Origin of the sequence: Anabaena sp. PCC 7108 (genome assembly GCF_000332135.1) — a bacterium.
Classification (GTDB): domain Bacteria; phylum Cyanobacteriota; class Cyanobacteriia; order Cyanobacteriales; family Nostocaceae; genus Anabaena.
Map to the genome: position 1 here is coordinate 2956813 of NZ_KB235896.1, position 21697 is coordinate 2978509.

Sequence of the window (21697 nt, forward strand, 5' to 3'; positions counted from 1 at the left end):
CAATTGAGCAGAATTTGAAAGTGTTTAATTTTTGAGTTTCATATTTTGATTCAGTAAGGCGGGAAAATCTCTCAAAACTATTTAAAGATGTTTAATTTCTGATTTGACCATTATAAATATTGTGATTTGTGCCAAAAAATTGTTAATAACCTCTTAAAGGAGGAGTTGAGTTTGTCTAAATCCTATCGTGTCGCTATTTTGGGAGCAACTGGTGCTGTAGGCACAGAGTTGCTGGAATTACTAGAAAGCCGGAATTTTCCTATTGCTAATTTAAAATTGTTAGCATCTGAGCGCAGTTCGGGAAAAACACTCAAATTTAAAGGGGAAAACATACTAGTTGAACCTGTAACTGAACAGGCTTTTGAAAACGTCGATATAGTGCTGGCTAGTGCAGGTGGTGGCACATCTAAAACCTGGGCTGGAGTAGCAGTAGCAAAAGGCGCAGTGGTGATAGATAACTCCAGTGCTTTCCGCATGAACCCAGCAGTTCCGTTGATAGTACCAGAGGTAAATCCCCAAGCCGCAATTAGTCACAAAGGGATTATTGCCAATCCCAACTGCACCACAATTTTAATGGCCTTAGCAGTATGGCCATTGCATAAGGTTAAACCAGTAAAAAGAATTGTAGCAGCTACATACCAATCTGCTAGTGGTGCTGGTGCTAAAGCAATGGAAGAAGTGAAAACCCAAACCAGGGACATATTACAAGGAAAAACGCCAGTTGCTGAAGTGCTGCCTTACCCATTAGCTTTTAATTTATTTCCTCATAATTCCCCATTAACCGATTTAGGGTATTGTGAAGAAGAATTGAAAATGGTCAACGAAACCCGCAAAATATTTGGTAGTCAAGAAATTAGAATAACGGCAACTTGTGTGCGGGTTCCCGTACTCCGCGCCCATTCAGAAGCAATTAATCTAGAATTTGAGACACCTTTTAATCCAGATGAGGCTAGAAGAATTTTAAGTCAAGCCCCTGGAGTAAAATTGGTAGAAGATTGGCAAGCAAATCATTTTCCCATGCCAATAGAAGCCAGTGGGCGGGATGAAGTTTTAGTAGGGAGAATTCGTCAAGATATTTCTCATGATTGTGGCTTGGAACTATGGCTGTGTGGTGACCAAATTCGCAAAGGCGCAGCATTAAATGCAGTACAGATTGCCGAATTATTAGTAGAGAAAGACCTGCTCAAACCAGCAACATTATAAGTTTAAATGTAGTCATTAGTGGTTGGTAACAGCCAAGAATAAGCCAAGAACAATCACTAATGAGTAATGAATAATCAGGAGTAATCAGGAGTAAAACGAGGGTGGGAGATTTTGGTACAGTTATAACTGCTATGATTACGCCGTTTAAAGCAGACGGCAGCGTTAACTATGATGTAGCAGCCCAATTAGCAAATCATTTAGTTAACAACGGTACAGATACATTAGTTGTATGTGGAACAACAGGAGAATCTCCTACCTTAAGTTGGGACGAGGAATACCAGTTGTTTGTTGAGGTATTGCAGGCCGTAGCTGGGAAAGCTAAAGTAATTGCCGGCTGTGGTTCTAACTCGACAACCGAAGCGATCGCCGCAACCGAAAAAGCAGCTAGAATAGGAGTACATGGTTCTTTACAAGTTGTCCCCTATTACAACAAACCGCCGCAAGCTGGATTGTATCAGCACTTTCAGGCAATAGCAAAAGCCTGTCCCGACTTACCAATGTTGTTATATAACATCCCTGGTCGTACAGGTCAAAACCTGAGTCCAGAAACAGTTGTACGTCTAGCCCAAATTAACAACATAGTCGGCATTAAAGAAGCCAGCGGCAACTTAGACCAGTCCAGCGAAATTCGCCGCTTGACACCCAAAGAATTTCAGATTTACGCTGGAGATGATTCTTTGACCTTGCCGATGTTAGCTATAGGTGCTAAGGGTGTAGTAAGTGTGGCTTCTCATTTGGTAGGTAATCAACTGCAACAGATGATTCACGCTTTTAGTATCGGTAAAATAAAAATTGCTACTGAGATTCATCTACAACTGTTTCCGTTGTTTAAAGCTTTATTTTTAACAACAAATCCCATCTTAGTTAAGCAAGCACTAAAAATTCAAGGTTGGGAGGTTGGTTCAGTGCGTCTGCCGCTATGTGAAAGTGACGCAGAAATTTGTCAAAAGTTAGAAGTTGTGCTGAAAGAACTTAGTTTAGTCTAAGCGCCAATATGTTGGATACTGGCAAATTCAGATTGCCCAAAATATATATAGATACTTGGCAATAATTGCTACTAAGATGCGATTTAAACATCTGTGCTACAACTGAAAGATATAAAAATACTGTTCTACGAGACGCTGCGTAAACAGTGAGAACTTCATTTTATTCAGTAAAAAAGTTGGATATCTGAAATTAAAACTTGGTTGTTTTTACACTGACTACACTATATAAAATCAGTGTTGTATTTCATACAAGAAAGCTAACTATCAACTGATTCACAACAAACAACAATCTCAAGGAGAAAATGGTTAAAAACGAAATTGAATCAGCCCTCAAAATTATTCCTTTGGGTGGCCTGCACGAAATCGGTAAAAATACCTGTGTATTCGAGTACGAAGATGAAATAATCCTGTTAGATGCAGGATTGGCTTTTCCCACCAACGGAATGCATGGCGTTAACATTGTACTACCTGATACAACGTATCTACGGGAAAATCGCCATAAAATTAAAGGCATGGTCGTAACTCATGGTCATGAAGACCATATCGGTGGGATTGCTTTTCACCTCAAGCAATTTGATATCCCGGTGATTTATGGACCAAGACTAGCAATGGCAATGCTAGAGGGTAAATTGGAAGAAGCAGGGGTACGCGATCGCACAGAATTAAGAACAGTCCTTCCCCGCGATGTAGTCCGAATTGGTAAAGCCTTTTTTGTCGAATATATCCGCAATACCCACTCCATTGCTGATAGCTTCACAGTCGCCCTGCATACTCCCCTGGGTGTAGTCATCCACACAGGCGATTTTAAAATTGACCACACCCCAGTCGATGGGGAGAAATTTGACTTGCAACGTCTAGCAGAACATGGCGAGAAAGGCGTACTTTGCTTGTTAAGTGATTCTACTAACTCTGAAGTACCAGGATTTACACCTTCCGAACGTTCTGTTTATCCTAATCTGGATCGAGTCTTCTCTCAAGCCACTGGCAGACTATTTGTCACCACCTTTGCTTCCAGCGTTCATCGCATCAACATGATTTTGGATTTGGCAAAAAAACACAACCGTGTAGTCACAGTTGTGGGGCGTTCGATGCTGAATTTAATTGCCCATGCCCGAAATTTAGGTTATATCAAGTGCGAAGATAATCTGCTGCAACCATTGCACGTGGTTCGCAGTATGCCCGATGAGAATGTGCTGGTTCTGACCACTGGTTCTCAGGGTGAAACGATGTCAGCCATGACCCGAATTGCTAATAAACAACACCCTCACATCAAAATTCGCACAGGAGATACAGTCGTATTCTCCGCTAACCCAATTCCTGGGAATACAATTGCGGTGGTGAACACCATCGATAAATTGATGATTCAGGGAGCAAAAGTGGTCTATGGACGAGATAAAGGTATTCACGTTTCTGGTCACGGTTGCCAAGAAGAGCAAAAACTGATGATTGCTTTAACTCGTCCCAAGTTCTTTGTGCCTTTCCACGGCGAACATCGGATGTTGGTGAAGCACGCGGAAACCGCTCAAAGTATGGGCATCCCCTCTGAAAATATGATTATTATTGAGAATGGGGATGTGATAGAACTGACCGAAGAATCTATCCGTGTTGCGGGTAAAGTGCAATCAGGGATTGAACTTGTGGATACTACTAGTTCTGGTATGGTCAGCGCCAAAGTCTTGCAAGAACGGCAAAGTATGGCTTCAGAAGGTATCGTTACAGTTGCGGCTGCCATTGATTGGACTGGTAAACTGTTGGCAAAACCTGAAATTCACCTCCGGGGTGTGGTGACAAGTATAGAGCGATCGCTCCTACTCAAGTGGGTACAACAGCGAATTGAAGAAATTCTCAGTGTCCGTTGGTCGGAATTTTCAGCCGGAGGCGAACCAGCCGATATCGATTGGGGTGGTTTACAAGGAACTTTAGAAAAAGAATTGGCACGTTCCATGCGCCGAGAATTGCAATGTCAACCTTCTGTGACTTTGTTGATGCAAATCCCTGAGGAACCACCTGTGAAGGTTGCTGATGGTAGAAGACGACGGACTCGGCCAACGGCGCAAGTAGCTTCCTAAGATTTATTTCGCGCGATCGCTCTTGACCTATTCCGAAAGGTAGACGCAAAGATGTTTTTAGCATCTTTGCGTTTTTCTGTTGAGGGAAATTTAGCCTATTGCTAACCCTAGTAGGACTAAAGCTGCGTATCACACCAAAAATCTATTGTAGGGTGCGTCAGACTGCATAAATCTAGTAAATAAACAGATTTTTGATATCTGACGCACCTTACCAATGTGCCAGTTGCGTAAGTCCTGCCTAGTAGTCCGTCAAAATGTATTTGACGGATAAATAAGAAATTAATGAACCGCGTTCACGTAGTGTCCCGTAGGGATAGGACGCAAAGAGCGCGAAGGAAGAAGGAAGAAGGAAGAAGGAAGAAGGAAAATTTATTTACCTGTCAATTAGTTCTTGACAGACTACTAAGTAAGTTAGCCCTAAAACACCATAAATGTTAAATTACAGCACAATCAATGGTTAAACTTAACTATTTGCAGCATTTATTTTTATTAAAACTACTGATAATAAGTAGATATGTTAAAATTTGTAAATGTTACACTAGAACCTGTCCAAAGATAGAGGTCTTCATTAAAATTTAAACTGTGTCAAGTTATGGATAAGTTCCGAGGAATACAGTACCACTTCCGGGAAAATTACGCTTAACTTGACGTAGTAATACATCGGTTCTGACTTTAAGTGCCTACTCACACTTTTTAGAGAATTCCCGTCAGAATACTTTTTATTCAGGAAAGACAGTTGTCTGATTGTATATATATTCATCGGTAAGGTGAATACCCTCATTAAAAGAGAGGCGTGATCATGAAGGTATTTAATAATACCAATAAAAAGATTTTTCTTGTCAGTTGGGTATCGCTCCATCAAGCAGAAACAAGTAAAGCTGATGTTACCCAATTACAAGGTTCTCATTCCCAGTTGAATTGGGATTTTCTAAGACCGTTACGTCAATGGTTGGATAATCTAAAAGTTAGCGATCGCTTGTTAGCTCATAGGTTGTGTAAATTCATTCCGTCTCAATGTCCTTTTGAGCGTGATGTCAAAGTATTTGGTAAAACCATGTTTCACATTCCGCCAATGTGCAAACTAAACCCTTTATATGAAGAAGTAGTAGGTTTAAGGTTTAGAGCGATGTGCTATTTAGCTGATGAGTGCGGCGAAGATATTTCACAGTACTGCTAATAGAGTACTGAGTACTGAGTATTGAGTACTGAGTGCCGAGTATTGAGTATTGAGTACCGAGTCCAGAGTTGATTACAGTTGCTGTCAACTCTGGACTTTTTAATTAATGACCAATGACCGATGGGGAGATGGGGAGATGGGGAGATGGGGAGACACGGAGACACGGAGACGCGGAGAAAATGACCAATCACCAATCACCAATCACCAATAGCTAATTCTTTTTAGCTTGCCATTTTTGAAGAGCATCTTGAGCATCTTCGTAAGCAGCTGTTACTTCTGGGACTAAAGCAGCGGTTTCAATAGCAGTGCTAAAGTCACCTTGAGCGGCGCGATTTTTAGCCAAATCTAAAATCTGTTCACTCCATTGATTAATAGATTGTTCGGCAATATTAAAGCCTGGTTCTCCGGGAAGTACTCTTTTGGCAACTTCAATCGCTCGATTGTAGCTAGAAGCTTGTCCGGGTCGAATTAAAGCATTAGCCGCATCTAAAACAGTTTTGTTACTTACATACTGCTTGGCTTCTAGCCGCCATTTTTCCATTGCTGCTTGTGCTTGAGGATAAAGTGGCTCAGAAGTAGTAATTAACTTAGAAATAGCGATCGCTTCAGCATATTGTCTTTTTTGAGCGCGTTCTGCCGCTAAATCTAAAATCATCTGACTCCAAACCTGAATATTGTCTTGAGATTGTTGATAAAGGAGTTCACCGGGTTGAATTTTTCTAGCCGTAGCGATCGCTTGACTCAAATCAGCAGGTTGAGTTTCGCTAAGGGACATTTTTCCTAATTCAAAAAGTGCTTGTTCACGCTTTCTGGGGTCAAGGGTGGAAGCAATGGGGGCATTGACTGATTTCGTTGGTGCAATGGTTTGAGAAACTGTGGGATTACTAACGGCTGTTGATAACTGTTTAAACCGAAAACTAGCCTGATTGCGGAGAAGAAAAGTAGCGATTAAACCCACTATAATCATGCTACCTCCGCCCCATAAGATAAATTGTTTCCAAATGGGAGTATTTACCTGAATAGAAGGACTGGTGAAGTCTTTAGCAGAAGAAGGGATAAATCTGCCCGCTGTATTTAATTCTGGAGAAGTTGCCAGTATTTGATTAGTTTCTACCAGCGGCTTAGAGAAGGTTCCATCTGGAGAATTAGCTGGCTTTTCAACCTCTGAGGAAGTTTTGTTAAGTGTAGTTTCTACAGTTTTGTTTTCTGCCCACCAAGCTTTGTCTGTGGTGGAAGTTCGAGAATCTTCATCTTCCAAAGGGGGTGCTGCACGAGTCACAGCAAAGTTTTCTTCAGGAAAAATAATTTGCTCTGCTTCAGAGTCGCTGTCTAATGTCAAAGTTGGCAAGATGACCTGCTGTTTAGAAGGAATAAAATGAGCAGGATTTTGGATAGGTCGCCAGTGATGTTGACAGAGTTCTGGGGTGAAAGAACTCAAATAGTCATTTAAATCTGTCAAGCTGCTGCCCTTCCCAGAACGCAAAGCTTGCAATAAGGCAGCCGTAAAGAATCCGTGACCTAGTTCGCTACTTTCGTGAGAAAATTCCTCTGGTTGGCAAGAAAGTATAGTTGCTAATTGTAACTCTTGGGCTAGTTCAATGATTTCCTGACCAACAGGAGCATCAGCTTGAGTACCAAAGGCGCGATTGATGTCTAATATCAGTAATACATTAAGTCCAGTAACTTGTAGACTTTGCATTAGCGATCGCATTTCTATGCCTGTATCCCGAACTTGCTCGGCATTGCCTTCTACAGGCATTAAGTAATCTTTATCGTTGTGGTTAACCCCATAACCGCTGAAAAAGAACCATAGCTGATCCTCTGGTTGCCAAGATGTTGCGGCTAATTCCTCCAGCAAAAACAGAATATTGGCCTTAGTTGGGTAGGAGGCTCGCTCCCCTATCGGTGGCGAAGTAGTTGTCATCAGCAGGGAATTTTCAGGCAAAAAACCTGTTTCTGTCACCAAAAAATCCTGTACCGCCTCAGCATCTGCTTGAGCGCAACTTAAAGGTTGGAATAAGTGATATTGATTAATGCCAATAGCGATCGCCCAGTAATTTACCATCCCGCTCTTTGTCGGTTATTGTTTACCTAAAATTGCGGTTGACCTTGCTGAAATAACAAAGCTAACCTATGAAGAAATGTGTGGGGTGTAGGGAAGCCCACAATTCCAAATTGAAGAGAGTACCGCTCCCGTCAGAGATGCAGTCGAGGTTTTCAACCCTTGAGCAGAGAGCAAAATATATTTTCTGTCTTCAGTCCTTCTTGCTAATCACCAGATAAAATGTAATCTTTATGACGTTACTAAAGCGGAAAATACTTTTACTCAATTAAAATGAAAGGTCATTATTCAGGAGACAGCAATTAATGATTAGGATTCATGCTCAAGAACCATCATCAATCATCCCCTTTTCATTTATTGGCCTATCTGGCAGGAAAATCCGGATCATTCAAGCCAGAATGTGGCTATTACTAGCGGTTCCTATGTGGTTTGCCATGTCCGCCATCGCACCCCAAAATGTGCAAGCTTACACAGCCAGAGTTGACTTAGGCATTGAAAGTCTACCGGATGAAAACTACGAAACCATTCTGGGAAGAGCAGAAATGGTTGCTAGGGCTGCGGCTCAACGCAGCTTTGACCAAGATATATTAGTTACAGATGTTTCTATAATTGTCACAGTACAAAGTCATGGATTGATCGCCCCAGTTCTGGTTTTAGATGTGAGTCGCGTGCAATGGAAACAGCGACCTGATCCCCAACGTTGGGTGACTTACTTCAAAACTGCGCGATCGCTACTCTTATTTCAACCACAGACAGAACTTCCTGATCCTGCACCTGCGGTATCTCCTACAGTTAACCAACCTACGCCAAAAACACCATAACCAGATAATGGCGTTGCTGAATAAGGGAATGATTGAGGCTGACGCGGGGAGGTGGGGACACTCCAGACGCGGTGATTATATATTGTTGATGCAGATTCTCAAATCATTCCGCAATTATGCAACGCCCAGATAATCAACTGTATTCTACTCAGCCAAAAATTCCAGTATCGACCATTGCCGATGTCAATTGATGGCTTAGAATAAAAAGGTTGTCAAGAATCACGATATCCGCTATTATGGCTGTTCCAAAGAAGAAAACATCCAAATCCAAACGAGACAAACGCCGCGCTACCTGGACACACAAGGCTGTTGTTGAAGCTCAAAAAGCTCTCTCTCTCGGCAAATCTATTTTGTCTGGACGTTCTCGATTCGTCTATCCAACTGCTGAAGAAGAAGAAGAAGAGTCATAATTATTCGATCAGGAAAAGCATGAATAGCACAGCTAGAGAAGCGCTTTTTCTGTGCTTTCCTGATGAAATTAACCACAAACCGCTAAACGCCCCGCGTTATGGCGGATGTTTCCAGGAGGTAATTTAATGAAATTTTTTCAGAAACCAGTTTCAGAAGAAAGTGAACGAGTTCCTCCTGGCCAACATCTACAGAAAAGAAATTATACTAAACACGTTGGGGACATGGACTTTTGCCAGATTACGAAAAACCTCGATGTGTAGGGGTTTAGCTCATGCTTTACAAAAGAAGGGAACAGGGAACAGGGAATAGGGAACAGGGAACAGGGAACAAATAAAAAACTAAAGTTTAAGAGTTTAAAGCTCAGTCAAAAAAAAGGATGTTTTTACAAGGAGAGTGACACGAAAAAAACAGTGTCATTATTTCAATTTCATGTTTTTAAACATGAGTTTTTTCTGTTAAAAGTTGCTTCCTGTTCCCTCTGAACCCTAGCTATAGAATCAAATGATTAAGCCTTTTTGAGTATAGCCAATCTATTTTAAATCCCAAGAATTAGCTTCAGTAGTAGTAATTTGCCCTTGTAGGGAGCATATCGCCAATTTAAATCCAGCCAAAATGAGTTTCTCAAAACACTTTTATAATGGGAAAAGGTGTCAAAACTAGCTTTACCGTGATAACTGCCAATACCACTATCACCTACGCCACCAAATGGTAAAGATGAAATCCCAAATTGCATAACTGTATCGTTGATACATACACCACCAGATGAAGTTTCCTGTAAAACTCGTTTTTGCAAGTTTTGGTTTTGAGAAAACAAGTATAAAGCTAAGGGTTTTGGTCGAGAGTTAATTAAATCTATCGCTTCATCAATATCTGTATATGCAATTATCGGCAGAATCGGACCAAAAATTTCCTCCTGCATAACTGAATCTTCTAAAGAAACATGATCAATGATTGTGGGCGCAATATAAAGTTGTTCAGGATCAGTTTCTCCACCAACAATAATTTCACCACATTTGAGAAAATTTACCAATCTTGCAAATTGTTTTTGGTGAATAATTCTGGCATAATTAGGGCTATTTGCTGGATTATCACCATAAAATTCTTTGAGGCATTTTTGCAGACCACTCAACAAATCTTGTTTTATTCTTTGGTCTACTAATAGATAATCAGGGGCAATACAAGTTTGTCCAGCGTTAATAAATTTGCCCCAAATAATCCGTTTGATAGTATGTTCAATATTCATCTCTGTATCTACGATACAAGGACTTTTACCGCCTAATTCTAAGGTGACTGGGGTCAGATTCTTAGCCGCTGCTGTCATAACAATTTTTCCCACGGCTGTACCACCAGTAAAGAAGATGTGGTCAAATTTTTCTGCTAGTAACTGTTGGCTGATTTCTACACCTCCTTCTATAACAGCAATATAATTTTTTTCAAAATATTTACCAATCATTTCCGCTAAAAATTGTGAAGTATGAGGAGCGATTTCTGAAGGTTTGATAATTGCACAATTACCAGATGCGATCGCACCGACCAAAGGTGAGATAATTAACTGAAAGGGATAGTTCCAAGGTCCAATAATTAGAACCACTCCTAGAGGTTCTGGCTGAATTTTAGCTGAATAAGGCAATAATTCTAAGGGAATTTCTGCTTTTTTAGGTTTAGTCCAATTAGTAATATTTTTGATCCCATAGTCAACTTCTTTGATGACACCAATTTCTGAGGCATAAGTCTCAAATTCTGGTTTACGCAAATCTGCCGTTAATGCTTGAATTATTGCTTGTTTATTTTCAATAATTGCTTGCTTGAGAATTTTGAGTTGTGCAATCCGAAAAGCAACATTTTTAGTTTGACCAGTTTTAAAAAAAATTCGTTGTTTATTGAGAATCTCAGTAACTTTGAATATTTCAGTAGCAACCATTTTTTTATCTCCTAAATAATTGAAATTGGGAATTTTTCATTGGTTAATTTCTTCCCACTAGCAGAATAGACCTATTGTAAAAGTCCTATATCTGGTAACCGTTCAGGGGATGTAAAGAAAACCAAGAACAACCCCAAAAATCTAGCAATAAAATTAAGCAGCTTTCTGAATCAAGGAAGTCTGCTTTTTTTATGAAAATTTACATAATAATTGGCAAAACTTAATAAGTAGTCTACAAATCAACTAAACTAATAGAATACCATTGCCAAAATTTTGTAAGTCCTTATTTTGGCGTAGGTATTGCTAATATGGGAGTTATTCTCTTATTGCTTCACGATTATGTCCATGAGTAGGACAGGGAGGGGCAGAAATAGACTTATCTAGCCAACCAATAGCCTGTTCTAATCTTGCTTGAGCCTCTTGTGACTGGTTTTTGACCAGAAACACCATCGCTGCGGCTACCTGTTCACTAGCGCGGGAATTGCGGTTAGACTTGAGACGATGCCAATCATCAGGAGAGATACTTAGTCTTTCCATGAGGGCTTGTGCCAGTTCTAAGGTGCTAATTTCATTCAGTTGACTGGTTTGAGACATAAGACTAAGTGCTGAGTGCTAAGTGCTAAGTCAAAAGTTTTTAGTTCAGAATTTTGACTAATGACCAATGACTATTGATTAATTATCCTAGTTTACTAGTTTGTCGATGAAGCCGCCTAAACAATCAACTCAACCGTCACCAGAGGAAAATCCCGAACCGGATTTTGCACAAGAACTGGAAGAAGTGGAAAATTCGCTCTTATTATTGAAAGAACGGTATGCTCAAGTGCAAAGAGATCAAGAACAAAAGGCACAATGGCAACAAGAACTAAAAAATCTCAAGCAAAATAGGCATCAGCATCCAGGAATCAAAAAGGAGTTAAAACGCATTCAACAACAATTGGAAGCCTTAGAAATAAATTTAGAAAGTCAATTGTTTTCTTGGACTAGTCTGAAAAGACCTTTTTGGCAAGCAGTTCGCTTTGGGGGAATGGGAGTTATGATCGGTTGGTTATTAAAATCCTGGGTTGGATAGCCCTGATTTGAGATGTTAAATTTTGAATTTGCTTAATTGTTAATTTTCCTTAAAATAAAGACTATACACATTTACAAAATACAAATTGTATAAAATGGTAAATCGTCGAATTGCAGAAATATTAAAAAATGGTCAACCTGAAGAGTCTTTATTAGTTCAAGGTTGGGTTAGAACAAAACGCGAGTTAAAAGGTTTTGCTTTTTTAGAAGTTAACGATGGTTCATCCTTAGGTAACTTGCAAATTGTCATTAATCAAGATTTACCAGACTACGAAGGAATCTTAAAACAAATCAATACTGGTGCTTCTGTAGAAATAACAGGTGTACTTGTCGCTTCCCAAGGAAAAGGACAGCGCATAGAATTAAAAGCTGATAGCGTTAAAGTCTACGGAGATGCTGATCCCGATACCTATCCTCTGCAAAAGAAACGTCATTCCTTTGAGTTTCTACGCACCATTGCACATTTGCGTTCTCGAACCAACTCCTTTGGTGCTGTATTTCGGGTGAGAAATGCTTGTTCAGCAGCTATTCACCAATTCTTCCAAGAAAAAGGATTTTTATGGGTACATACTCCCATTATTACTGCTAGTGATTGCGAAGGTGCGGGGGAATTATTTAGCGTTACCAACTTGAATTTAAAGAATGTCCCCAGAACCGAAAATCAAGAAATTGATTATAGCCAAGACTTCTTTAGTAAACCAGCTTATTTAACAGTAAGTGGACAATTAGAAGCCGAAATTATGGCAATGGCTTTTACCAACGTCTACACCTTTGGTCCCACATTCCGGGCGGAAAATTCTAATACTTCTCGTCACTTAGCCGAATTTTGGATGGTTGAACCAGAAATGGCTTTTTGTGATTTAGAAGGTGATATGGATTTAGCGGAAGAGTTTCTTAAATTTATCTTTAAATATGTTATGGAAACTTGTCCAGAAGACATGGAATTTTTCAATGAACGCATTGATAAAACTGTCTTAGAAACCGCAAATAACATTATTAATAATCAATTTGAACGATTGACTTATACAGAAGCAGTCAAACTTTTAGAAAAGGCTGATGTTAAATTTGATTATCCTGTGAGTTGGGGTGCAGATTTGCAATCAGAACATGAACGCTATTTAGCAGAACAACTGTTTAAAAAGCCTGTGATTGTTACAGATTATCCCGCCCAAATCAAAGCCTTCTATATGCGGTTAAGTGACGATGAAAAAACCGTCCGCGCTATGGATATTCTCGCACCGAAAATAGGCGAAATAATTGGCGGTTCTCAACGGGAAGAAAGGTTAGATGTGTTAGAAAAACGGGTATTAGCCCAAGGTATGAACCCAGAAGATTTGTGGTGGTATTTAGATTTGCGTCGTTATGGTACTGTTCCCCATGCTGGTTTCGGTTTGGGGTTTGAAAGATTGGTGCAATTTATGACAGGTATGGGGAATATTCGGGATGTAATTCCGTTCCCACGTACACCACAAAGCGCCGAGTTTTAGAGTATGAAATGTTGGGTTTCGTTCTTCAACCCAACCTACTCCGGTTGAAAATAGTTGTGAGGCTTTTAATATGGTTGTTTCTCCTCAAATCTATATCAACCCAGAAGAATATTGAGAATTAGAGGAAAACAGCCCTGTAAATTTTCTGTCTCCAGGGTAATTTGCTAAAATTAACCATTTACTTGGTATTACATCAAGTCCGGTTATTTACAGGTTATTTTTAACCTAACTGTATTCATAGTGCTGTGAATGTAATTATTTATTCGTTTATTTTCATACAAGCGACTTTTAATAAATTCTCTGTTTTGTCTTAACTTATCAAGTCTCCACCAGTTATTTTCCCTTTGTTGTTACGGAAATAGGAAGTTTGCGTGGGGTGATGTAGTGATATTTTTAGGTGATATCCGGGTTGGAGGATAGGAGTTAAGGACTGTATCATAAAATATGAATTATGAAGTTTGAATTTAGAAAATCCAAGTTTAGCTTCACAATTCATAATTTATTAGCTTTCAGGCTGAATGCAAAAGAAAAATCTAGTTTTGAGTTTTGAGTTAGGACACTGTAACTCAAAACTCAGAACTTTAGAATTTCACCAAATCAGCAGTGGGTTTAAGCCATTTGATTTTCAATCGCCCAACGCGCTAGTTCGGTGCGGTTGTGGAGATTAGTTTTACCCAACATATTGGATACATGGCTTTCAACGGTACGCTGACTGACATTTAATTCTTCAGCAATTTCCCGGTTAGCTAAACCTCTGGCTACAAACTGGACTACTTTCAGTTCGGTTGGGGTTAACTGCACATCAAAGGGAACTTGGATACGGGAACCATTTTCCCCTCCCTTTGTCTGGTGTTCTTTCCAACGGATAGTTTGCTTCAGTGAGGATTCTACTTGTGCTACGAGTTCTTCTGGTTCAAAAGGTTTGACCATGTATACATCAGCACCTTTGTTCAGACCTTTAACTCGGTCTGCACTTTGTCCTTTAGCAGAGAGGAAAAGAACAGGTATCCAACTAGTACGTTCGCTTTGCCGGACTTGTTCAACGAAAGTATATCCGTCCATTTCCGGCATCATCACATCACAGATAATCATGTCTGGAACTTCATGTTCTAAAATATCCAGAGCTTCTCGTCCATTTTCGGCTGTGATGACTTCGTATCCCCGGAATTCCAAGTAATCCTTCACCAGCAAGATGAGGTTAGGGTCATCGTCAATCAATAGAAGTCGTTTGTGATCTTTCATGCTGGGCTCTTTCATAGCAGTGGCACTTGTCGCGCTTCGATCCATCAAGGTCTTGAATAGTTATCCTTTATGGTGGATTATTGAGATGCTGTTTTTTTTCCCACTTAACCTGCCCTTGCTGCCTCGAAGTTTAAAAAGTGACGGTCACTTTTAAGAAACTGATGGTTCAATGGCAAAATTCCAGTAAGCATACGGAGAGCAACGGTATTTATAATGCGCTATTATATATCGCTTTGAAAGGAGGGGGCTAAAAAAGATTGATAAAATCAAAATCCTTTTGGTTGACATCTTCAGTACCGACTGAAGATGATCCTAGCTCAAAACTAACCCGCACTTTCATTCGCTTACTGCTGCCCTAGTATCTCCTTTGGATGTTAAGCCTCTATATTTAGAGGTTTACGAGAAACGGGATAAGTTTCTGGCAAAGGATGGGTCAAAAATGCATATCCTTCAACCACCACCATTATGCCGATTAAGTGTTCTTGGATGATCCGCTCAATGACTTCCGGTTTCGTTTGGCTATACCAGACCCCATCTGGGTAAACTACCATTATCTGCCTAGAACAACAAACACGCAAGCAGTTGGCTTTAGTTCTGAAGATGCAAATGGGATGACGACGAAAGCAGTTGGTTGAGATGTAGCTCCTTGAGTGGTGGTTTCAAGCATTCTCCGAATACCAGACTAGCTTGTTTTGACCAGGAGTGAGCAACCTCTGCTCAGGGAAAAAAGCAACCTTGTCGGTGAATATTTGCCAGTTCTAGATTGTCCCAACAATGATTTGAGCTTTGAAGTTCCACGGCTTTAGTAGTTTTGAGGATTGGACGACAATGTTACTCATTGAGCGGCTCCCTGATTACAGTTCTATAACAATTTGCCAGCTTTGCAAATAAAGTTGTCCATATAAAAATATTCATTACCTACGCAACAAAACCTGACAACTATATTAATTAAGTATAAATACTTAAGTACAGCCGCGATTTCATAGTTCGGGAACCCGTACACCTGGAATTATTGCCATTAGATGCTGCACTTCGGTAAATTAGCACTCAGGAGTCGAGAGTGCTAATAAGGCAAGAAAAATTTTTATGGCAGCTGTATCTCTAAGCGTTTCTACAGTTCAACCTTTGGGCGATCGCGTTTTCGTGAAAGTGACCGCCGCTGAAGAAAAGACCGCAGGTGGTCTGTATTTGCCAGACACCGCTAAGGAAAAGCCCCAGGTAGGGGAAGTAGTAGCCCTTGGTCCTGGCAAGCGTAATGACGACGGCAACCGTCAGGAAATGGAAATTAAAATCGGCGATAAGGTGCTTTACTCCAAGTATGCAGGCACTGACATCAAGCTCGGCACTGAAGAATATGTACTGCTTTCTGAGAAGGATATTCTAGCAGTCGTGATCTAAAAAGGTGATGAGGGGTATGAGGTATTGGAGACTGGGAAAGAGTTTTCCCCTATGAACAATTACCAATTACCAATCACCACATTCAAGACAAATTTTAAGTTATTACCTTTACCTGGATTTAGACTTATATGGCAAAGCGCATTATTTACAACGAAAACGCCCGTCGCGCTCTAGAACGCGGTATTGATATCTTAGCTGAGGCTGTTGCTGTAACCCTTGGTCCTAAAGGTCGCAACGTAGTTCTAGAGAAGAAATTTGGCGCACCACAAATCGTTAATGATGGTGTCACCATCGCTAAAGAAATTGAATTAGAAGACCACATCGAAAACACAGGTGTAGCTCTAATTCGTCAAGCTGCTTCTAAAACTAATGACGCTGCGGGTGATGGTACAACCACAGCTACCGTTTTGGCTCACGCTATTGTTAAAGAAGGCTTGCGGAACGTTGCAGCTGGTGCTAATGCAATTTTATTGAAGCGCGGTATTGATAAAGCATCCGCGTTTTTAGTGGAAAAAATTGCTGAACACGCTCGTCCTGTAGAAGATTCTAAAGCGATCGCCCAAGTTGCGGCAATTTCTGCTGGTAACGACGAAGAAGTCGGCAGCATGATTGCTCAAGCTATGGATAAGGTTGGTAAGGAAGGCGTAATTTCCCTAGAAGAAGGGAAGTCTATGACCACCGAATTGGAAATCACCGAAGGGATGCGCTTTGACAAAGGCTATATCTCTCCTTACTTCGCTACTGATGCAGAGCGGATGGAAACAGTCTTCGATGAGCCTTACATCTTGTTAACCGACAAGAAGATTGCTTTAGTCCAAGACTTAGTACCTGTACTTGAGCAAGTAGCTCGTTCTGGTCGTCCTTTGGTAATTATCGCCGAAGATATCGAAAAAGAAGCTTTAGCAACTTTGGTAGTTAACCGTTTGCGCGGTGTACTCAACGTTGCAGCTGTTAAGGCTCCTGGTTTTGGCGATCGCCGTAAGGCTATGCTAGAAGATATTGCCGTCTTGACTGGTGGTCTACTCATCACCGAAGATGCTGGTTTGAAGCTGGATACCACCAAGCTAGATAGCCTGGGTAAAGCTCGCCGCATCACCATCACCAAAGACAGCACCACAATTGTGGCTGAAGGTAACGAAGCTCCAGTTAAGGCTCGTTGCGAACAAATCCGTCGTCAGATGGAAGAAACCGAATCTTCCTACGACAAAGAAAAACTACAAGAGCGTTTGGCTAAATTGTCTGGTGGTGTAGCTGTTGTGAAAGTTGGTGCAGCTACCGAAACCGAAATGAAGGACAAGAAGCTGCGCTTGGAAGATGCTATCAACGCTACCAAAGCTGCTGTAGAAGAAGGTATCGTCCCTGGTGGTGGTACAACCCTAGCTCACCTCGCTCCCCAATTGGAAGAGTGGGCTAAGGCTAATCTCAAGGATGAAGAGTTGACTGGTGCTTTGATTGTCTCTCGCGCTTTACCTGCACCTCTAAAGAGAATTGCAGAAAACGCCGGTCAGAATGGCGCTGTCATTGCTGAACGTGTGAAAGAGAAGGAATTCAATGTAGGTTTCAACGCTGCTACCAACGAATTCGTTGATATGTTGGCTGCTGGAATTGTTGATCCTGCTAAAGTAACTCGTTCTGCGCTGCAAAATGCGGCTTCTATCGCCGGAATGGTGTTGACAACCGAATGTATCGTAGTTGACAAGCCTGAGCCTAAGGATGGCGCTCCTGCTGCTGGCGCTGGTATGGGTGGCGGAGATTACGATTACTAATTCTCTATAATCCACTAATTTGAAAACGGCTGCTTCCCTTGTGGAGGCGGCTGTTTTTTTTATGGAAATCGAACCGCAGAGGCGCAGAGGACGCAGAGGGAAGATTTTGTTTAAATTCAACTCAAAGCCAAAAGTTCATCTAGTTTCCGTTTTAAGTCGGGAGATGTCATTAATGGATTATAGATTTCTCCCTTGTAGGGTTGCCAAACATAGCTAGAACTAAATGGCTGGAAACCTGGTAATATTTCTACTTCTTCTGCAAGTGCTGTAGATAAAACTAATCCTGGAATAGATAAATTAGGCAAATCTTCAATCAGTTCACTATAGGTTCTAAATTCATCAACTTCTACACCAACTAAAGCATAACGAAATGGAGGAGAAGACAGTAGATTTCTATATAGTGTTAGACCTAAATTTGTCATTGAGAAAGCACTTTCAGGGTTGTTTATTCCCACTTTACTAAGATGATTTAGGTAAACCCGACACCACCAATTTTTTTCACTATCTTGAAAAGTGTCTGCACAATATGGCCATGGGTTAGAGAACATACATGGTTCCGCCGTAAAATATTGAGCAAATTCCTTAGCATTGTTTTCATCAGAGCCACATTCTGCTGATAAACTAAATATCCACGCCATACCTACCTCCTATTTAGTTCTAATCAATTCTTTCCCAATAATCTTGGGTGTTTGCCAAGGCTAATTCGTACCTTTCTAATAACATTGTAACTCTTGGCGAAATGCTAACGTGGGTTGGGCTATCCTGAACAGCTTGTAAATCTCCAGTGATGTTACTGTCATCAATTTGCCACAAGGGATCTTTTCCATATCCACCAAATTTAGCAGGTTTACGAGGTGCTGGTAAACCTTCAATAGACAAGGAAACGGACATTCCCTTTTTCTCCTCCCTGAGTGCAACAGCAACCAGTTCTCCTCGAACTTCACGATCTAACTTTGGTAACAAATAGCCATTTTCATCTAGATTATCTACGGGCATTTGCTCAACATTTATATCAGTACCCAGTCTAACTCCTAATTGTCTGGCACTTCGACCAATTTTGGGCTTACCATTTTCGTCTGTCATGCCCCGATAGTAGAGTTTTACCATTAACTAATATTACTATATTTGGACAAAATGAATATTATCATGTCGTTTCAGGGATTTTTCACCAATTTACCGATCCTAAAACTAAGTTTTTGTTGATTCCTACTTTTTCAGGGAAATCATAACTGCTACAATAGGATTTAGCTTATCCAAAAACGATATTATTTTGAGGAGGTTTAACCATGACTCAAATTATTAATCATCAATCTAATTATCAAAAATTACCCGAAATTGTCAAAAGCTTAATTGACAATAATCCTCTTTATCAGGAAAATTTAGATAAACAGGCAATGATCGAAAATATTCATTGTACTTTTGATCCTGTCACTGTTCCTGATGTTAATAGTATCTCTGAAGAAGAATTAACTAAACGGATTAAAAGAATTTTATCTTTACATTTAGTTTCAGGAATGCTCAATGATTTAACTCCAGAGCAAATGAAAATTTTTGATGAATCTGTAAAACGAGGTTAAATGGGTTATTTATTAGATACTAATATTGTTTCAGCCTCGCTAAAACAGAATTAGGAAATGTATAAATATATCCAAAAATTAATAATGGCTTATAGTTTGAATTATTTTGCTTAACCTACGTAAATATACGTTTGTTTATTTGTAATAACTATATTTAACTGGAACTTATAGATATTTTCACCCTTCAGCGCCTGGAAGGTGAAATTATCATTGGATTATTCAAATTAATAAATATGGTGAAACCACGGTATGAAGGTTATGGCGAAGAAACTCCTACAAAATTTGTGTGTGAAAAATTTGGAGATACCAATGTTTACGCCCAAAATGCTAAATCACTGCTAACAAAAGCGTCTGGGTTTATTGCTGCTTATGATTTTACCCTCAATCCTTATCGGGGTTGTCAATATGGATGTAGTTATTGCTATGCTGCTGCATTTAGCCCTAATACTAAGATGCGTCAAGATTGGGGTAAATGGGTAATTTTTAAAGAAAATGCGGCGGAAGTTTTAGAAAAAGAATTAGAAAAATGGTATAAGAAAAATCCCAATCAACCTCCTAGTATTTACATGAGTAGTGTAACAGATCCTTATCAACCTTTGGAGTCTAAACATCAATTAACTCGCAGGTTATTAGAGATAATGCTTGATGTCAGAGATAACGGTTATCGAACTCCAACTTTGGTAATTCAAACTCGTAGTCCTATTATTACTAGAGATATTGATTATTTACAAAGGTTTCAACGTCTACGAATTAATATGAGCATTCCGACTGGTAGCGAAGCTGTGAGAAGAGATTTTGAGCCACGTTCTCCTAGTATTAAAGCCAGACTAAATGCTATTACTAAAATCAGACAAAGTATTGATGCTTTTAAAGGCTTTATTCCTAAACTTTCTATTACAATTACACCGCTATTACCAACTTTAGCAATTGATGAGGATGCGTTTATTAAGAAATTAGCTATTGCAGATAGAGTGGTAATTCAAGATTTTCACCCCAACAATAATCGTTCTCTTGTCGCAGGAACTCGTCAAGAAGCTGAAGAAATTAAACAAAAATATTCTTGGTGGTATAATTATGAACAATTAAGTTATCAAAGATTTCAAAAAAAGTTAGTCTCTCAGCTTCCAGGCGTAGAAATTAAAGAAGGAAAAGACGGGTTTGGTTATGAGTAATTTTATTATTAATTGGTGGAGAAGTCAGCAATTTAAATCAGCCTTACAGCGTGGTGATATCCGCACTGCTGTACAAATTTTGCAGGAGATTAAGAAATCAGGTGCAAATTTTTCTTGGTTAGAAAAATTATTTAGGGATAAGCTACAACTTGAACGTACTTTTCAAGAAAATAAACGAGATGTTGAAAATTTAAGAAAACAACTGACAGAAGCAAAAGAATCAAAATCTAATCTTTTATTAAATCCAAATGCAGAATTTATTAAATATATATATCAAGCTTTTAAATTAGTCGAGCATGATGAATATAAACTACAAGCAACAGGAATTAATTCGTGTATATTTGATGATTTTGAAGCTAGACTAGTTGAATATCTTCAAGAAGAATTTAGTAAGATTTCTGACAAACAATTAGCGATTAAGTTAGAAGATGCTGTTGAGGATATTAATAGCTTGAAAATTGGACAAGATCCAGATTATCGCTTTAGTCTGACTCCTCATGTCTATTTTATGAAATATTTTTTAGAAAATGTATATTGTCTATATTTAGCCTGGTTTCTTATTTACCAAGATGGGTTACTTCCAACTAAATTTAATATTCTTGATATCGCAGCAGGTCCGGGAACAAGTGCTTATGGATTAGCTTTATTTCTCCAAAGTTTTAGCGGCTTCTTTGAGATTCCCCAAATGCACGTATCTTACTATTCTTTAGAAAAACAAGACTCTTTCCAGTATCGAGGACTTCAGTTTTGGAGAAGATATATTGAATCGCGTATTACTCCCATAAATACTTATTTTCGCTTTGTTACTTCTGACATTTTTTCATGGGATGTCAAATCTAGCAATATTCCCAAAAACTTTTTTGATTTTATAGTTATTTCCCATTGTTTTTTTAACGATACAGTTAAACAGCAGGAAGCGATTAATATATATAAACAAATATTTGCTCAAGGTTTAAATCATCAAGGATATGTAATAATAATTGTGCAAGATAAAAAGTTATTTAAAATATATAATAGGCAGAAACTTGAAGATAAAAACCAAGAAAAAAATTTAGTATACGAATTTGTATCAGAACTTGGATTAGAATTAGTTTCGTATAGATATCTCACGTCAACTACTTCAAGAATATCTTTATCTGCTGCTGAATTTGCTAAATTTGCTAGAGATAAACTACCTAAACAAATTCACATGAGTCCTATGATAAAAAAGTATTTTAGACAGAAATATGAGTCAAACTATACTTTGGATGATTATGTAATCTTAGCCAAGAAATAGAGAATTTAATGTTAAATAAATTCTTCTAAGATATCACCAAAATGATTAGTAAAGGAGAAAG

At 39.4% G+C, this 21697-nt stretch carries 20 protein-coding genes; 13 read left to right on the forward strand and 7 right to left on the reverse strand.

Annotation, left to right across the window (positions count from 1 at the left end; genetic code table 11):
- Positions 1-171 precede the first annotated feature (171 nt).
- From ANA7108_RS0113960 to ANA7108_RS0113975, 4 genes are all read left to right on the forward strand, one after another.
- Positions 172-1203 carry an aspartate-semialdehyde dehydrogenase gene (locus tag ANA7108_RS0113960; protein WP_016951412.1) on the forward strand — a complete coding sequence of 344 codons (1032 nt, stop codon included), beginning with the start codon at positions 172-174 and terminating at the stop codon, positions 1201-1203.
- Between the two features lie 101 nt (positions 1204-1304).
- Positions 1305-2189, forward strand: coding sequence for a 4-hydroxy-tetrahydrodipicolinate synthase (gene dapA / locus ANA7108_RS0113965; RefSeq protein WP_016951413.1), 885 nt, complete (start codon positions 1305-1307; stop codon positions 2187-2189).
- A 302-nt stretch (positions 2190-2491) separates the two neighbouring features.
- Entirely contained in the window at positions 2492-4258 is a 1767-nt protein-coding gene (locus ANA7108_RS0113970; RefSeq protein ID WP_016951414.1) for a ribonuclease J, read from the forward strand.
- Between the two features lie 799 nt (positions 4259-5057).
- A complete protein-coding gene (locus ANA7108_RS0113975) occupies positions 5058-5435 on the forward strand; it encodes a Mo-dependent nitrogenase C-terminal domain-containing protein (RefSeq protein WP_016951415.1) in 378 nt (125 codons plus the stop codon).
- A 211-nt stretch (positions 5436-5646) separates the two neighbouring features.
- On the opposite strand, the gene ANA7108_RS0113980 is transcribed toward ANA7108_RS0113975, so the two are convergent.
- The gene (locus tag ANA7108_RS0113980; RefSeq protein ID WP_016951416.1) at positions 5647-7500 is read right to left on the reverse strand and encodes a caspase family protein; all 1854 of its coding nucleotides are present in this window, start codon (positions 7498-7500) and stop codon (positions 5647-5649) included.
- Between the two features lie 302 nt (positions 7501-7802).
- Here ANA7108_RS0113980 and ANA7108_RS0113985 point away from each other — a divergent pair, with 302 nt between their 5' ends.
- Both ANA7108_RS0113985 and rpmF read left to right on the forward strand, forming a co-directional pair.
- A complete protein-coding gene (locus ANA7108_RS0113985) occupies positions 7803-8318 on the forward strand; it encodes a hypothetical protein (RefSeq protein WP_016951417.1) in 516 nt (171 codons plus the stop codon).
- Positions 8319-8554: 236 nt separating this feature from the next.
- Entirely contained in the window at positions 8555-8728 is a 174-nt protein-coding gene (rpmF, locus tag ANA7108_RS0113990) for a 50S ribosomal protein L32 (protein ID WP_016951418.1), read from the forward strand.
- Positions 8729-9264: 536 nt separating this feature from the next.
- On the opposite strand, the gene ANA7108_RS0114000 is transcribed toward rpmF, so the two are convergent.
- On the reverse strand, positions 9265-10650 hold the full coding sequence (locus tag ANA7108_RS0114000) for an aldehyde dehydrogenase family protein (protein WP_016951420.1): 1386 nt from the start codon (positions 10648-10650) through the stop codon (positions 9265-9267).
- Positions 10651-10965: 315 nt separating this feature from the next.
- Positions 10966-11244, reverse strand: coding sequence for a DUF6439 family protein (locus ANA7108_RS0114005; protein WP_016951421.1), 279 nt, complete (start codon positions 11242-11244; stop codon positions 10966-10968).
- A 106-nt stretch (positions 11245-11350) separates the two neighbouring features.
- On the opposite strand from ANA7108_RS0114005, the gene ANA7108_RS0114010 reads away from it, so the two are divergent.
- Positions 11351-11719, forward strand: coding sequence for a hypothetical protein (locus tag ANA7108_RS0114010; RefSeq protein WP_016951422.1), 369 nt, complete (start codon positions 11351-11353; stop codon positions 11717-11719).
- Positions 11720-11813: 94 nt separating this feature from the next.
- Positions 11814-13205, forward strand: coding sequence for an asparagine--tRNA ligase (gene asnS, locus ANA7108_RS0114015; RefSeq protein ID WP_016951423.1), 1392 nt, complete (start codon positions 11814-11816; stop codon positions 13203-13205).
- 609 nt (positions 13206-13814) lie between these two features.
- On the opposite strand, the gene ANA7108_RS0114020 is transcribed toward asnS, so the two are convergent.
- Positions 13815-14492 carry a response regulator transcription factor gene (locus tag ANA7108_RS0114020; RefSeq protein ID WP_016951424.1) on the reverse strand — a complete coding sequence of 226 codons (678 nt, stop codon included), beginning with the start codon at positions 14490-14492 and terminating at the stop codon, positions 13815-13817.
- Positions 14493-14821: 329 nt separating this feature from the next.
- A complete protein-coding gene (locus ANA7108_RS30695; protein WP_016951425.1) occupies positions 14822-14998 on the reverse strand; it encodes a hypothetical protein in 177 nt (58 codons plus the stop codon).
- A 535-nt stretch (positions 14999-15533) separates the two neighbouring features.
- Here ANA7108_RS30695 and groES point away from each other — a divergent pair.
- Together groES and groL are read left to right on the forward strand one after the other, a co-directional pair.
- Positions 15534-15845 carry a co-chaperone GroES gene (gene groES / locus ANA7108_RS0114030; RefSeq protein ID WP_016951426.1) on the forward strand — a complete coding sequence of 104 codons (312 nt, stop codon included), beginning with the start codon at positions 15534-15536 and terminating at the stop codon, positions 15843-15845.
- 128 nt (positions 15846-15973) lie between these two features.
- A complete protein-coding gene (groL, locus tag ANA7108_RS0114035) occupies positions 15974-17611 on the forward strand; it encodes a chaperonin GroEL (protein WP_016951427.1) in 1638 nt (545 codons plus the stop codon).
- Between the two features lie 116 nt (positions 17612-17727).
- Here groL and ANA7108_RS0114040 read toward each other — a convergent pair whose 3' ends face one another.
- Positions 17728-18249 (reverse strand): hypothetical protein, encoded by a 522-nt coding sequence (locus tag ANA7108_RS0114040; RefSeq protein ID WP_016951428.1) that lies wholly within the window; start codon positions 18247-18249, stop codon positions 17728-17730.
- A gap of 19 nt (positions 18250-18268) precedes the next feature.
- On the reverse strand, positions 18269-18718 hold the full coding sequence (locus ANA7108_RS28880) for a hypothetical protein (protein ID WP_026104185.1): 450 nt from the start codon (positions 18716-18718) through the stop codon (positions 18269-18271).
- A gap of 179 nt (positions 18719-18897) precedes the next feature.
- Between ANA7108_RS28880 and ANA7108_RS0114050 the strand changes: the two genes are divergently transcribed.
- From ANA7108_RS0114050 to ANA7108_RS0114060, 3 genes are all read left to right on the forward strand, one after another.
- On the forward strand, positions 18898-19188 hold the full coding sequence (locus ANA7108_RS0114050; RefSeq protein WP_016951430.1) for a hypothetical protein: 291 nt from the start codon (positions 18898-18900) through the stop codon (positions 19186-19188).
- A gap of 233 nt (positions 19189-19421) precedes the next feature.
- Positions 19422-20360 carry a radical SAM protein gene (locus ANA7108_RS0114055; RefSeq protein ID WP_016951431.1) on the forward strand — a complete coding sequence of 313 codons (939 nt, stop codon included), beginning with the start codon at positions 19422-19424 and terminating at the stop codon, positions 20358-20360.
- Positions 20353-21636, forward strand: coding sequence for a hypothetical protein (locus tag ANA7108_RS0114060; RefSeq protein ID WP_016951432.1), 1284 nt, complete (start codon positions 20353-20355; stop codon positions 21634-21636). The genes ANA7108_RS0114055 and ANA7108_RS0114060 overlap by 8 nt, the downstream gene beginning before the upstream one ends.
- Positions 21637-21697 lie beyond the last annotated feature (61 nt).

Excerpts from the sequence above, each read along its gene's own strand:
- ANA7108_RS0113980 (WP_016951416.1), bottom strand. The coding sequence starts at position 7,500 with ATGGTAAATTACTGGGCGATCGCTATTGGCATTAATCAATATCACTTA.
- ANA7108_RS0114020 (WP_016951424.1), bottom strand. The coding sequence starts at position 14,492 with ATGGATCGAAGCGCGACAAGTGCCACTGCTATGAAAGAGCCCAGCATG.
- ANA7108_RS0114005 (WP_016951421.1), bottom strand. The coding sequence starts at position 11,244 with ATGTCTCAAACCAGTCAACTGAATGAAATTAGCACCTTAGAACTGGCA.
- ANA7108_RS0114055 (WP_016951431.1), top strand. The coding sequence starts at position 19,422 with ATGGTGAAACCACGGTATGAAGGTTATGGCGAAGAAACTCCTACAAAA.
- ANA7108_RS0114010 (WP_016951422.1), top strand. The coding sequence starts at position 11,351 with ATGAAGCCGCCTAAACAATCAACTCAACCGTCACCAGAGGAAAATCCC.
- groL (WP_016951427.1), top strand. The coding sequence starts at position 15,974 with ATGGCAAAGCGCATTATTTACAACGAAAACGCCCGTCGCGCTCTAGAA.
- asnS (WP_016951423.1), top strand. The coding sequence starts at position 11,814 with ATGGTAAATCGTCGAATTGCAGAAATATTAAAAAATGGTCAACCTGAA.
- ANA7108_RS28880 (WP_026104185.1), bottom strand. The coding sequence starts at position 18,718 with ATGGTAAAACTCTACTATCGGGGCATGACAGACGAAAATGGTAAGCCC.
- groES (WP_016951426.1), top strand. The coding sequence starts at position 15,534 with ATGGCAGCTGTATCTCTAAGCGTTTCTACAGTTCAACCTTTGGGCGAT.
- ANA7108_RS0114000 (WP_016951420.1), bottom strand. The coding sequence starts at position 10,650 with ATGGTTGCTACTGAAATATTCAAAGTTACTGAGATTCTCAATAAACAA.
- ANA7108_RS0113985 (WP_016951417.1), top strand. The coding sequence starts at position 7,803 with ATGATTAGGATTCATGCTCAAGAACCATCATCAATCATCCCCTTTTCA.
- ANA7108_RS0114050 (WP_016951430.1), top strand. The coding sequence starts at position 18,898 with ATGACTCAAATTATTAATCATCAATCTAATTATCAAAAATTACCCGAA.
- ANA7108_RS0114040 (WP_016951428.1), bottom strand. The coding sequence starts at position 18,249 with ATGGCGTGGATATTTAGTTTATCAGCAGAATGTGGCTCTGATGAAAAC.
- ANA7108_RS0114060 (WP_016951432.1), top strand. The coding sequence starts at position 20,353 with ATGAGTAATTTTATTATTAATTGGTGGAGAAGTCAGCAATTTAAATCA.
- ANA7108_RS30695 (WP_016951425.1), bottom strand. The coding sequence starts at position 14,998 with ATGGTAGTTTACCCAGATGGGGTCTGGTATAGCCAAACGAAACCGGAA.
- ANA7108_RS0113970 (WP_016951414.1), top strand. The coding sequence starts at position 2,492 with ATGGTTAAAAACGAAATTGAATCAGCCCTCAAAATTATTCCTTTGGGT.
- ANA7108_RS0113975 (WP_016951415.1), top strand. The coding sequence starts at position 5,058 with ATGAAGGTATTTAATAATACCAATAAAAAGATTTTTCTTGTCAGTTGG.
- rpmF (WP_016951418.1), top strand. The coding sequence starts at position 8,555 with ATGGCTGTTCCAAAGAAGAAAACATCCAAATCCAAACGAGACAAACGC.